Raw genomic sequence first — 13052 nt, forward strand, 5'->3', positions numbered from 1 at the left:
GGCTGGCCAGGTTCACACCCGCCAGGTCGATGGTTTGATTCGGCGCGGCGCCGGCCATGGCGCTGACGTCGATGCTGGTGACCAGTGATTCGCCGCTGCCGGTGACTTTGAAGTGCAGGTAATCATCCAGCGATGCCGCGGTGTTGTTTTCCCCTTGCAGCAGTTGCGACAGGTCGAGTTTGTCGATGCCCGGCGTGAAGTCAGTGACCACGTCGTGGCCGCTGTTGCCTTTGAGCCACTGGAAAGTGTCGGCACCGCTGCCGCCGGTGAGGGTGTTGTTGCCCAGGCCGCCGATGAGGAAGTCGTCGCCGTCCCCACCGTTGAGCATGTCGTTACCCAGGCCGCCGTTGATGATGTTGCTGTGGTTGTCGCCGGTGAGGCTGTCGTTGAAATTTGAACCGGTCAGGTTTTCGATCGCGGTCAGGGTGTCGGTCCCGGCGCCCCCGGTATTTTGCGCACCCAGCACGCCCAGATTGACCGTAACCCCGGCCGTGGCGTGGGCATAGCTCGCGGTGTCGACACCGGTGCCGCCGTCGAGCAGGTCGTTGCCCGCACCGCTGTACAGCAAGTCGTTGCCGGCGTCGCCGTGCATTTCGTTGTTGCCGGAACCGGCGGTGAGTACGTCGTTGCCGTCGCCGGCATTGATCACGTTGTTACCGGCGCCCGCCAGGAGTACATCGTCGCCCGCCGTGCCGGTGAGGGTGTGGCCATCCTGATAGGTGATGGTTACGGCACCGCTGTCGCTGCCGCCATGGCTGTCGTTGGCGGCATAGGTGCCGTGGGCATCTGGCGTGATGTCGTGGGCTCCGGCGTAGTCGACGGTCATGGTCAACTGGTAGTTTTCCGCCCCATTCCCGCTGTTGCCCGGGCCAGGGTTGTCGATGTTGGTGATGTGGATCTGGTAGGTGCTGTCCGACGTTGCGGTGAGGGTTTGCCCGTCCGCGAGGGCGACCCATGCGCCGCCGTTGATTGAGTACTCCATGGCGACATGATCGGCCGGCAGATTGTGATCCAGGTTAAGGGTTTCACCCTGTTTGAGGTCGATGGTGATGCGGTCCTCAGCGTGGGTGTTGTCGACCGGTCCCAGCGCCCCGCTGACGACCAACACCGCCGTCATGGCTGTCGTGTTGGCGACGAATGCACTGCGGGCGAGGGTCACCGCCTGCTCGTTACCGCCGATGAAGCTGAAGTTTTGATTGGTGCCGGTGAAGTCCGCGCCTTTGGCAATCCAGCCAGTGTTGAATGAGGTCGGCGATGCAGTGAGCGGATCCTTATCCGCATCGGTGTCATTGGCCAGCAGCAACTCCTCCGGTACCACGATGTGGTCCGACAGCACGTTGGTGATGATGTGGTCATCGACTGCCACGGGTGGCGTGTTCGCAATGACTGGGGCCTGGTCGCCGCCGTTGTCGATGATGCAGCTATCGTTCACGTCGATGGTGATGGTGGTGGTCCGCTCGTCGCCATCGCCATCGCGCAAGGTGTAGGTGAACACGTCGGTCGCACCGGGACCGTTCACGGCGTCCGGGTTGCTGTGGTAGACCGCATTGCCCGCGGCATCCAGCGTCAGGTAACCGTAGGTGCCATTGATCTGGCTGTTCAGGCCGCCGATGGCCGAGTTCGAGGTGTCGGAACCGGCACGCACGCCGACCACCCCAACTCCATCGGCATCGCCGAAGTCGTTCGCCAGCACATTGCCGCTGACGATGCCGCCCTCCACTACCGAGGCCGCGTCGGGGTTGGCGGTCGGCAGGTCATCGACGATGTTGACCACGATGGTGCTGGTGGTGGAATGGCCCAGGGCGTCGGTGGCTTGGTAGGTGAAACTTTCGCTCAGGGTGTTATCGCCATCGTTGGCGTGCGGCGTGGTGCTTGGCGCCGACGTCAGGGTGTAGGTGTAGGAGCCGTCGGGATTGAGCAGGATTTGCCCGTAGGTACCAGTGGCGCTGCCGACCAGCGTGTAGGTGATCGCGCCGGTGGCACCAGTGACCGAACCGACCAGGGTGCCACTGGCGGTTTCAGCCGTGAGGCCCGGCTGACTGCCGGTGACGGTGCCGGGCGCCAGATCCTGGCCGTCCTGGTTCAGGTCGAGGGCTTTTTCGTAGACGGTTACGTCGCTGTCGCTGACCGCCATGAAGCCGCTGTTGTGCACGTCGATGGTGATGGTGGTGGTGCTTTGGTCACCGTCGGCATCGCGCACGGTGTAGGTGAACGTGTCGGTCGCGCCAGGGTCGCTCACGGCGTTCGGGTTGCTGTGGTAGACGGCGTTGCCGTTGGCGTCCAGTGTCAGGTAACCGTAGGTGCCATTGATCTGAGTGTTGAGGCCGCCAACGGCTGAGGTCGAGGTGTCTGAACCGGCACGCACACCGAGCACCGCGCCCCCGGCGGCGAGGCCATCGGCGCCGCCGACGTCGTTCCACAACACGTTGCCGCTGACGATGCCGCCTTCGGCGACCGAAGCCTCGTCGGCATGAGCCGTCGGCAGGTCATCGACGATGTTGACCACGATGGTGCTGGTGGTGCTGTTGCCCAGGGCATCGGTGGCTTGGTAGGTGAAACTTTCGCTCAGGGTGTTCGGCCCGTCGTTGGCGTGCGGCGTGGTGCTGGCCGGCGACGTCAGGGTGTAGGTGTAGGAGCCATCGGGATTGAGCAGGATTTGACCGTAGGTACCGGTGGCGCTGCCGACCAGCGTGTAGGTGATCGCGCCGGTGGCACCAGTGACAGAACCGGCCAGCGTGCCACTGGCGGTTTCGCCGGTGTTGGCCGGCAGGCTGCCGGTGACAGTGCCGGGCGCCAGATCCTGGCCGTCCTGGTTCAGGTCGAGGGCTTTTTCGTAAACGGTCACGTCGCTGTCGCTGACCGCCAGAATGCTGCTGTTGTGCACGTCGATGGTGATGGTGGTGGTGCTTTGGTCTCCGTCGGCATCGCGCACGGTGTAGGTGAACGTGTCGGTCGCGCCAGGGTCGCTCACGGCATTCGGGTTGCTGTGGTAGACGGCGTTGCCGTTGGCGTCCAGCGTCAGGTAACCGTAGGTGCCATTGATCTGAGTGTTGAGGCCGCCAACGGCTGAGGTCGAGGTGTCGGAACCGGCACGCACGCCGAGCACCGCGCCCCCGGCGGCGAGGCCATCGGCGCCGCCGACGTCGTTCCACAACACGTTGCCGCTGACGGTGCCGCCCTCCGCGACCGAAGCCTCGTCGGCATGAGCCGTCGGCAGGTCATCGACGATGTTGACCACAATGGTGCTGGTGGTGCTGTTGCCCAGGGCATCGGTGGCTTGGTAGGTGAAACTTTCGCTCAGGGTGTTCGGCCCGTCGTTGGCATGCGGCGTGGTGCTGGCCGGCGACGTCAGGGTGTAGGTGTAGGAGCCATCGGGATTGAGCAGGATTTGGCCATAGGTGCCAGTGGCGCTGCCGACCAGCGTGTAGGTGATCGCGCCGGTGGCTCCAGTGACAGAGCCGGCCAGCGTGCCACTGGCGGTTTCGCCGGTGTTGCCCGGCAGGCTGCCGGTGACAGTGCCGGGCGCCAGATCCTGGCCGTCCTGGTTCAGGTCGAGGGCTTTTTCGTAGACGGTCACGTCGCTATCGCTGACCGCCAGAATGCTGCTGTTGTGCACGTCGATGGTGATGGTGGTGGTGCTTTGGTCACCGTCGGCATCGCGCACGGTGTAGGTGAACGTGTCCGTCGCGCCAGGGTCGCTCACGGCATTCGGATTGCTGTGGTAGACGGCGTTGCCGTTGGCGTCCAGCGTCAGGTAACCGTAGGTGCCATTGATCTGAGTGTTGAGGCCGCCAACGGCTGAGGTCGAGGTGTCTGAACCGGCACGCACACCGAGCACCGCGCCCCCGGCGGCGAGGCCATCGGCGCCGCCGACGTCGTTCCACAACACGTTGCCGCTGACAACGCCGCCCTCCGCGACCGCAGCCTCGTCGGCATGAGCCGTCGGCACGTCATCGACGATGTTGACCACGATGGTGCTGGTTGTGGAATTGCCCAGGGCGTCGGTGGCTTGGTAGGTGAAACTTTCGCTGAGGGTATTCGGCCCGTCGTTGGCGTGCGGCGTGGTGCTGGCCGGCGACGTCAGGGTGTAGGTGTAGGAGCCGTCGGGATTGAGCAGGATTTGACCGTAGGTACCGGTGGCGCTGCCGACCAGGGTGTAGGTGATCGCTCCGACCGCGCCGCTGACCGAACCGGCCAGCGTGCCACTGGCGGTTTCGCCGGTGTTGCCCGGCAGGCTGCCGGTGACAGTGCCGGGCGCCAGATCCTGGCCGTCCTGGTTCAGGTCGAGGGCTTTTTCATAGACGGTCACGTCGCTATCGCTGACCGCTCTGATACTGCAGTTGTGCACGTCGATGGTGATGGTGGTGGTGCTTTGGTCACCGTCGGCATCGCGCAGGGTGTAGGTGAACGTGTCCGTCGCGCCAGGGCCACTCACGGCGTTCGGGTTGCTGTGGTATTCAGCGTTGCCGTTGGCGTCCAGCGTCAGGTAACCGTAGGTGCCATTGATCTGGCTGTTGAGGCCGCCAACAGCCGGCGCCGAGGTGTCGGAACCGGCACGCACGCCGAGCACCGCGCCCCCTGCGGCGGGGCCATCGGCACCGGCGACGTCGTTCCACAGCACGTTGCCGCTGACGATGCCGCCCTCCTCAACCGCGGTCGAGTCGGAGTTGGCGGTCGGCAGGTCATCGACGATGTTGACGTTGATTTGCCCGGTCGCCGAACTGCCGTCCGTATCGGTGGCGACGACGTCGAGATTCTCGGTGATGCTGTTGGCGCCGTCACCGGTCGGATGGGTTTCATTGTCGACGAGGGTGTAGCTGTAACTCACAACCCCCGTGGCCGGGTTGTAGCCGGTGACGGTCAGGGTGTTGCCCAACGGGGTAGTGATCGATTGCGGGAAGCCTGCGGCAACGCCACCGATGATCACGTTGACCCCTGCGATGCTCAGGCTGGTCAGCCCGTCAGGAGCAGAGACGCTGAACGTGCCGGTCTTGGTCAGTGCCTCTGGGTCGGGGGCCGAACCGTCGGCCAGGTTGGCCTCATTGACGGTCAGTTCGCCCCCTGCCACCGACAGGCCGGTGAGGGTCACCGGATTGTTCGGCACATCAGGAACAACCGGTGTCACAGGCACAACAGGAACATCCGGAACATCCGGAACATCCGGTGTCACCGGAAGAACGCCTGTCCCTCCTGAACCACCTGCACCGCCTGAACCGCCTGAACCGCCTGCACCGTTATCCGGGTTTCCGGCCAGCCGCCCCAGGGGAAATTCGGGAATGCCGTTGAAGCCTGCGGTAGGAAAACCAATCGTCGGATCGACCCGCCCGCCCACCTCTTCAAGCATGACGAACGAGTGGCCGCCGCCCAGTGCACCGGGTGCGCCGGTCGAACCCGGTCCGGCCGCCGTAGCTTCAGCAGTCTGGGTCGGGTCATCGCCGGCAGCGATCGCTTTTTGCAGTTGTTCGACATCGGTCAGTTGCGCTTGAGTCGGTGTCACCGCTTCAGCGGTGTCTACATGAGGTGCCTGATTCGCGAGTAACTGAGGCGTCATCTCCATACTGCTGCCACGCCCAAGTGTCAGTTCCTGGCCATTGTGCAGATGAACCGCCACCGCGCCTTCGGCCCCGGTAACCAGTTGATCGCCGGCGAATAACCGGTCCCCCTCGACCAGCGCGCGTCGGGTGCCATCGCCCGCAACCGCGAACACCTGACCAATGACCTTACTGACAATACCGATGAGCGTAGCCATGTGCACTTCCTCCGCTGCCAACCGCTGTCGGCATCCTGTTTTTGCGAAGAACGTGCTCATGGCTCCTACGGGTTGCCTGGCGGAATCGCCTGCTGGCAGCGGTTACTTCAAGTAAGCCGCTACCCTGGCGCCGTTCTCGCCAAGCGTGCCGCTCGCGGGCGACGTGTCTGCTGCGGGATAAAAACCCTCTGCAATCAATGGCATCGGGATCCACTTTCGCACCACGTCACCTTTTGAGCGATGCGTAACGGCTTTGATCCACCAAGGTGACAAAAAACCGTCACCTTAAAACCGTCCGCTTCCCTCCCCTCCAGCACTTCCCCGCCCTAAGTCGATATGTGGTCTGGAACTTTCCTCAAGCCCCGATGAGCGCCATAACGCTCGTAAATCAAGGGCTTTCGGAGTGAACAATGTGCTGGATTTTGCAGAGCGCATAAGTTTTTTTTGGCATAAGCCTTATGAAAAATTCTTCTATGGTTTTCCCCAGAATGTTCTTAGCTCTGTTGTTACAAGCATGAAACGGTTTTCACTATAAATGCCGTCAAATATTTGGCGACTAATAAGCACCATTAGGAATCAGGGAGAGGCACCCATGCGCGTATTAACCCCCCTCTGCAGCGCAATTCTGCTGGCCATGGCCTGCGCTTCTCAGGCTCAAGCCATGTCATTGACGGAGGCAATCCAGAGCACCATCGCGACCCACCCGGAGCTGGCGTCTCGAGTGGACAGCCGCCTCTCGGCCGATGAACAAGTGAAAGTCGCCAAGGGAGGATTTTATCCATCGGTTGATCTGAATGCCGCCTACGGGCGCGGGTACAGCGATAACACCAACACCCGGGCATTAGGTAATCACCACACCGAAATTCTGACCTACACCCAATCGGAATTGCGTCTGCGGCAGATGCTCTTCGATGGTTTCAACACCTCGAACGAAGTCCAGCGCACTAAAGGCGTGGTCAACTCCCGGGCCTATTACGCGCAGGGCACCGCTCAGGATCTGGCCCTGCGCACCATCGAGGTCTACCTCGAAGTGCTCAAGCGCCGCGAACTGGTGACCCTGGCCACAAACAATCTGCAAGCTCACATGCGGGTCAATGATCAGATCAGTCTGCGCACCCAGCGTGGTATCGGCAGCACCGCCGACTCTGACCAGTCCGTCGCTCGCCGGGCACTGGCACAAAACAACCTCGATACCGCTGAAGTCGATCTGGCGGATGCCGAGTCGAACTTCTACGCCGTCGTGGGGCGCCTGCCCGATGAACTCGAAGCCCCGCCCTCGACCCGCGGCGAACTGCCCGCCACCCTGCAGGAAGCCCAGCAAAGCATGGTGGAAAACAACCCGTACCTGAAATCCGCCCAGGCCGATGTGCAATCGGCCGAGAGCCAGTACGAAGTTGCCAAGTCGCCGTTCTACCCTCGCTTCGACGCCGAAGCCGCCGTGGGTGCGAACAACAACGTGCAGGGCGATGAAGGCCACGACAACGAATGGCGAGTCGGCATAGTGATGAACTACAACCTGTTCCGCGGTGGCAGCGACAAGGCTCGCCTGGCCTCCGATGCGCACCTGATCAACCAGGCGATGGACGTCCGCAACAATGCCCTGCGCCAACTCAACGAGAACATTCACCTGGCCTGGAACGCCATGGTCAATGCCAAGAAACAAACCCCGACCGCCCGCGAATACGCGGACACCAGCCGACGCGTGCGCGTGGCCTATCAGGACCAGTTCGGCCTCGGCCAGCGCACCCTGCTCGACCTGCTGGACAGTGAAAACGAGCTCTACAACGCCAACCGCCGCTACACCGAAGTGCGCTACACCGAGGAGTTCTCGATGTACCGCGTGCTGGCGAACATGGGGCAGTTGCTGAGCAAACAACGAGTGGTGTTGCCCGCCGATGCGATCGCCTCCACGGAAGTAAAAAACGAAGCCCGTTTGCCTGAACTGAAGTAGGCCTGTGGAGAGATCAATGTGACCAGCATGGAATCCGGCAACATCGGTGTCGATCCGCGTCTGAGCTTCGATGACCCGCTTCTGGACGGTCTGTTGATCCTCTGCAAACTCCACGGCGCGACGGTCAGTCGCGCCAGCCTGAGCGCCGGACTGCCCCTGAACAAACAACGCTTGAGCCTGGACCTGCTGCCTCGCGCAGCGGCCCGGGCCAGTTTGCAGGCGCGATTGCTGCGCCGTGAACTGGCGGACATTTCCGTCCTCAACCTGCCTGTAATGCTAATCCTCAACAACGGCCGTACGGCCATTCTGCGACGCATCGGCGATGACGGGCAGTTGTTGATATTGCCCAGCGAAGCCGACGGCGGCGAACAATGGGTCAGCACGCAGGAGCTGGCCGAAAATTACAGTGGCCAGGCCTTGTTCGCGCGGCCACGGCATGAACTCGAAGACCTGCGTTCGCCGCTGGTGCCGAGGGTTGAAGCGTGGTTTCGCGACACCTTGAAGCTGTCGAAGTGGCTGTACAGCGACGCGATTCTGGCGAGTTTTCTGATCAACCTGCTGGGGCTGATGGTGCCGCTGTTCGTGATGCAGACCTACGACCGGGTGGTGCCGAACCAGGCCACATCGACGTTGTGGGTGCTGTCCATCGGCTTGCTGATCGGCACCGGTTTCGAACTGGTCTTGCGGGTGGTGCGCGCGCACCTGCTGGACACCGCCGGGAAGAAAACCGACGTGATCCTTTCGGCCACGCTGTTTGAACGCATCACTGGCATGTCGATGAAAGCGCGGCCGGCGACCATTGGTGGTTTCGCCCAAAGCATCCATGACTTCCAGGGCCTGCGGGAATTCCTCACCGCCGTAACGCTGACGAGCCTGATCGACCTGCCCTTTGCCGTGCTGATGCTGGTGGTGATCGGCCTGCTCGGCGGCTGGCTGGTGGTGATTCCGTTACTGGCGTTTCCGATCACGATCCTCTTCGCGATGGTGATCCAGGTCCGCCTGCGCGACACCGTACAGAAAAGCCTGACCCTCGGTGCCGAACGCCAGGCACTGCTGATCGAAACCCTCGGCGGTCTGGAAACCCTCAAGGCGTGCAGCGCCGAAAGCGAACGCCAGCACAAATGGGAAAGCACCCACGGCGCCCTCACCCGCCTCGACAGCCATGCGCGCAACCTCTCGGCGCTGGCCACCAACGGCACGCTGTTCATCCAGCAATTCTGCGGCATGGCGACCATCGTCGCCGGCGTCTACAGCATCATCGCCGGCAACCTCAGCGTCGGCGCGCTGGTCGCAACCTACATGCTCGGCAGCCGGGTGCTCGCGCCGCTGGGGCAGATTGCCGGTTTGATCACGCGCTATCAGCAAGCGCAACTGACCATGAAAAGCACCGATGCGCTGATGTCCTTGCCCCAGGAACGCGACGCCAAACAACGGCCGCTTGAACGCACGCAACTGCAAGGCGCAATAGACGTCAGCGGTGTGACGTTCCATTACAACGGCCAGAACGCTCCGGCCCTGGCCAACATCAGCTTCAGCGTGAAACCCGGTGAGCGGGTCGGCATCATCGGTCGCAGCGGCTCAGGCAAAAGTACGCTGGCGCGGCTGGTCATGGGTTTCTACGCGCCGGAAGAAGGCCAACTGCTGCTCGATGGCCTGGACCTGCGGCAACTGGACGTCGCCGACCTGCGTCAGCAAATCGGTTACGTCGCCCATGACCTGCCGCTGTTGGCCGGCAGTCTGCGCGACAACCTGACCCTCGGCGCACGCTACATCAGCGATTCACGGATGCTCGAAGTCGCCGAACTGACCGGTGTCACCGAGCTGGCGCGTCAGCATCCGCAAGGCTTCGACCGGCCAGTGGGTGAACGCGGACAACTGCTGTCCGGCGGGCAACGCCAGGCGGTGTTGCTGGCCCGCGCCTTGTTGCTGGATCCGCCGATCATGTTGTTCGACGAACCCACCAGCGCCATGGACAACAGCAGCGAAGACATCCTGCGGCAAAAACTCCACCGCTGGGTCCAGGGCAAAACCCTGCTGCTGGTGACCCACCGTACCTCAATGCTCAGCCTGGTGGATCGCCTGGTGGTGCTGGACAACGGGCGGATCGTCGCCGACGGTCCGAAAGAAGTGGTCATCGATGCACTGCGCAAGGGCCGTGTCGGCTCTGCGGCTGTCTAGGAGCTAGCCATGGCCCGTTCATCATCCGACACCTCGTCCAATTCGAAGCCGCGCGGCTACTTCAGCAGTTTCAGCAAAAGCGCCGAAAGCGAATTCATGCCGGAAACCGCCGGCGCCTCGTTGCAGGACTCACCACGCTGGTCGCGGATCACCGTGTGGCTCGCGGCTGCGCTGATTATCACGGCGGTGGTCTGGGCCAAGTTCGCGGTGCTGCAGGAAGTGACCATGGGCGAAGGCAAGGCGATTCCGTCGAGCAAGGTTCAAGTGATCCAGAACCTGGAGGGCGGCATCGTCACTGAGATTTTCGTTCGCGAGGGGCAAATGGTGAACAAGGGCGACACCTTGCTGCGCCTCGATGACACTCGATTCCTGTCGAACAAGGGCGAAAGCGAGGCGGATCGCTATGCACTGACGGCGCAGGTCGAACGTCTGTCGGCCGAGGCGGAAGGCCGGCCGTTCAAACTGTCCCCCGAAGTGATCGCCAAGGCGCCGCAAGTGGCCGAGGACGAACGCTCGCTGTACGAACAACGGCAACGTCGACTGGCCAGCGAGCAGCGCACCTTGAGTGAGCAGCTTCGGCAAAAATCCCAGGAACTGGCAGAGTTCCGCTCCAAACAGGGCCAATTCAGTTCAAGCCTGGCGTTGCTGCAGCAAGAAATGAACATGTCCACGCCCCTGGTAGGCACCGGGGCGGTTTCGCCGGTGGAAATTTTGCGACTCAAACGCAGCGCGGTGGAAATTCGCGGTTCATTGAACGCCACGACCCTGGCGATTCCCCGTGCGGAATCGGCGATCAATGAGATCAAAAGCAAGATTGATGAGTCCGAACAATCCTTCCGCTCCGACGCGGCGAAGGAGCTCAATGAAAAACGCACTGATCTGTCGAAAATCACGGCAACGAGCATTGCTATCGATGACCGAGTGACCCGCACCACGGTGGTGTCGCCGGTTCACGGGATTATCAAAGTGCTGAAGGTCAACACCATTGGCGGCGTGGTCCAGCCGGGCAGCGACATGGTGGAAATCGTGCCCATTGAAGACAACTTGCTGATCGAAGCCAAGGTCCGGCCGCAGGACGTGGCGTTTCTGCACCCGGGCCAGAAAGCCATGGTCAAGTTCAGTGCTTACGACTACACGATTTATGGGGGGTTGAGTGCGAAGCTGGAGTTGATTGGCGCGGACACGATTACGGACGACAAGGGCAACAGCTTCTACCTGATTCAGGTGAGGACCGACAAGAATCACTTGGGCGGGGATGTGAAACCGTTGCTGATCATTCCGGGGATGGTGGCGACGGTAGACATCATCACCGGGGAGAAAAGCGTGCTGGATTACTTGCTTAAACCCGTGCTCAAAGCCCGGACCGAAGCGATGCGCGAGCGCTAGACATTCTCCGAAGGCCGCGGTGATTGATCACCCGCCTTCGCGGGCAAGCCCGCTCCCACAGGGATCCGCGTCGTACACAAATATTGTGAACACCACCAAACACTGTGGGAGCGGGCTTGCCCGCGAAGAGGCCGGCACAAACAACGACTATTTCGGCCCATGATTGCGCCGAAAGGTCTCCTCCCCCATCGCCGCAATCTGCCCCTCGATCAACGCCTCGAACGGTTTTAACAACGGTTCGAAAGAAGTCGGTGCTTCGAGGGTCTGCAACGCCTGCACTATCGCCTCCACCGTCGACAACGCGCCCGGCCCCGGTGCCTTGCGCAATCGATATCTCGACACTGCGCCCTGCGCCAACGTCACCCTCGGCAGCGCCGCCAGCAGCGGGTTGAGGTGCAGCATCTTGCGCGCCTTGCGCCAGGTGCCGTCCGGAACCACCAACAACATCGGTTCATCATTTAGCGTGTAAGCCTGCAACGGCTGCGCATCATCGGCGGGAAACAACAGCCGCGCCTGATAGCCCGGTTGATTCAACAGCGCTGGCAAATCCTCGAACACCTCGCCCACTATCAACTCGGCATTCTTCAACCCTGATGCCGCCAACCGCGCGGTGTTCAGCGCATGGTTCACTTCGCTCGGATGCTGCAACAGCAACACCCGGGTGCGGCTGTCGAGGCTCGGAATCAGCGGGCACAGGCAATGTGTTTGCGGACGCAGGCAGCGCGGACATTGGATTCTGGACATGGCTTGTTTTTCCGTTAAGCGGCCTGATTCAGTTGTGCTTTGAGCAAATCGCGAAAGGTCTGGATCAACGGCTCGCGGCTGCGGCCACGACGCACGATCATCGAGAACGGCGCCTGATAGCCGAAGGTCGCCGGCAGCAGCACCCGCAAATCGCCCTTGTCGGCCCAAGCTTGAGCGTAGTGCTCCGGCAGGTAGCCGATGTAGGCGCCCGACAACACGAGAATCAGCTGCGCCTCCATACTTTCCACCGTCGCCGCGCTGTGTTTGAAACCGTGGCGTGCCAGTTCCGCCTGGCTCCAGTAACCACGGCCGACCATACGCTGCTGGGTGATCACTTGTTCAGGGATGCGCCGCTCGGTGAACAGCGGATGACGGCTGCTGCAATACAACCAGTGTTGCTCGCGGTACAGCGGCATATAGACCAGACCGCTCATGCGCGTGGAGAACGCGCCGATGGCCAGGTCGAGGCGGTTGTCCTGCACGCCGAGTTGCAGTTCGTAAGGGCTCATGACCGACAAATGCAAATGCACGGCCGGGTGTTCCTGACTGTAGGCGCCAATGGCTTCGGCGAACGGCAAGGCCTTGTCGCTGACGGTGGAGTCGATGACGCCGAGGTTCAAGGTGCCGCGCAGTTCGCCTTTGAGGGCGGCGGCGTATTGCTCGAAACCTTCGAGTTCGCCGAGCAGACGCAGGGTTTCCTGGTGGAACAGTTCGCCTTTGCTGGTCAGGCTGAAACCACCCCGGCCGCGATGGCAAAGGACCAGGCCGAGGGCGGCTTCGAGCTGGCTCATGTAAGTGCTGATGGCCGAGGTCGAGAGGTTGAGCTCCTGCTGGGCGTTGGCAAACCCCTGATGGCGAACCACGCTGACGAAGATGCGTAACAGTTTCAGGTCGGGTAATGCGTTGGCCATGAGGATCTCCAGCAATATTGATCGTTCCCACGCTCTGCGTGGGAATGCAGCCCGTGACGCTCTGCGTCACATACACGAATTAGCGGGACGCGGAGCGTCCGTGGATGCATTCCCACGCGGAGCATGGGAACGA

6 protein-coding genes are annotated in these 13052 nt (G+C 62.0%); 3 read left to right on the plus strand and 3 right to left on the minus strand.

All coding sequences use genetic code 11. The features are described from left to right. Positions 1 to 5749 (minus strand): retention module-containing protein (locus KGB03_RS24045; RefSeq protein ID WP_223529483.1); only part of this gene is annotated, 5749 nt, incomplete at its 3' end. 592 nt (positions 5750 to 6341) lie between these two features. On the opposite strand from KGB03_RS24045, the gene KGB03_RS24050 reads away from it, so the two are divergent. The 3 genes from KGB03_RS24050 to KGB03_RS24060 are packed head-to-tail and all read left to right on the plus strand — an operon-like array spanning position 6342 to position 11264. Next, complete coding sequence (locus KGB03_RS24050; protein ID WP_192406691.1) at positions 6342 to 7700, plus strand: TolC family outer membrane protein; 1359 nt, start codon at positions 6342 to 6344, stop codon at positions 7698 to 7700. 18 nt (positions 7701 to 7718) lie between these two features. Continuing rightward, positions 7719 to 9878, plus strand: a complete 2160-nt coding sequence (locus KGB03_RS24055; protein ID WP_223529485.1) for a type I secretion system permease/ATPase — start codon at positions 7719 to 7721, stop codon at positions 9876 to 9878. A gap of 9 nt (positions 9879 to 9887) precedes the next feature. After that, positions 9888 to 11264, plus strand: coding sequence for an HlyD family type I secretion periplasmic adaptor subunit (locus tag KGB03_RS24060; protein WP_218536445.1), 1377 nt, complete (start codon positions 9888 to 9890; stop codon positions 11262 to 11264). Positions 11265 to 11411: 147 nt separating this feature from the next. Here KGB03_RS24060 and KGB03_RS24065 read toward each other — a convergent pair whose 3' ends face one another. Then, a complete protein-coding gene (locus tag KGB03_RS24065) occupies positions 11412 to 12008 on the minus strand; it encodes a tRNA-uridine aminocarboxypropyltransferase (protein WP_218536444.1) in 597 nt (198 codons plus the stop codon). A gap of 14 nt (positions 12009 to 12022) precedes the next feature. Continuing rightward, positions 12023 to 12919: a LysR family transcriptional regulator gene (locus KGB03_RS24070; protein ID WP_008153227.1), complete on the minus strand. Its 897-nt coding sequence runs from the start codon at positions 12917 to 12919 to the stop codon at positions 12023 to 12025. Between the last annotated feature and the right edge of the window lie 133 nt (positions 12920 to 13052).

It is taken from the genome of Pseudomonas sp. BF-B-26 (assembly GCF_019956495.1).
In the GTDB taxonomy this organism is placed as follows: domain Bacteria; phylum Pseudomonadota; class Gammaproteobacteria; order Pseudomonadales; family Pseudomonadaceae; genus Aquipseudomonas.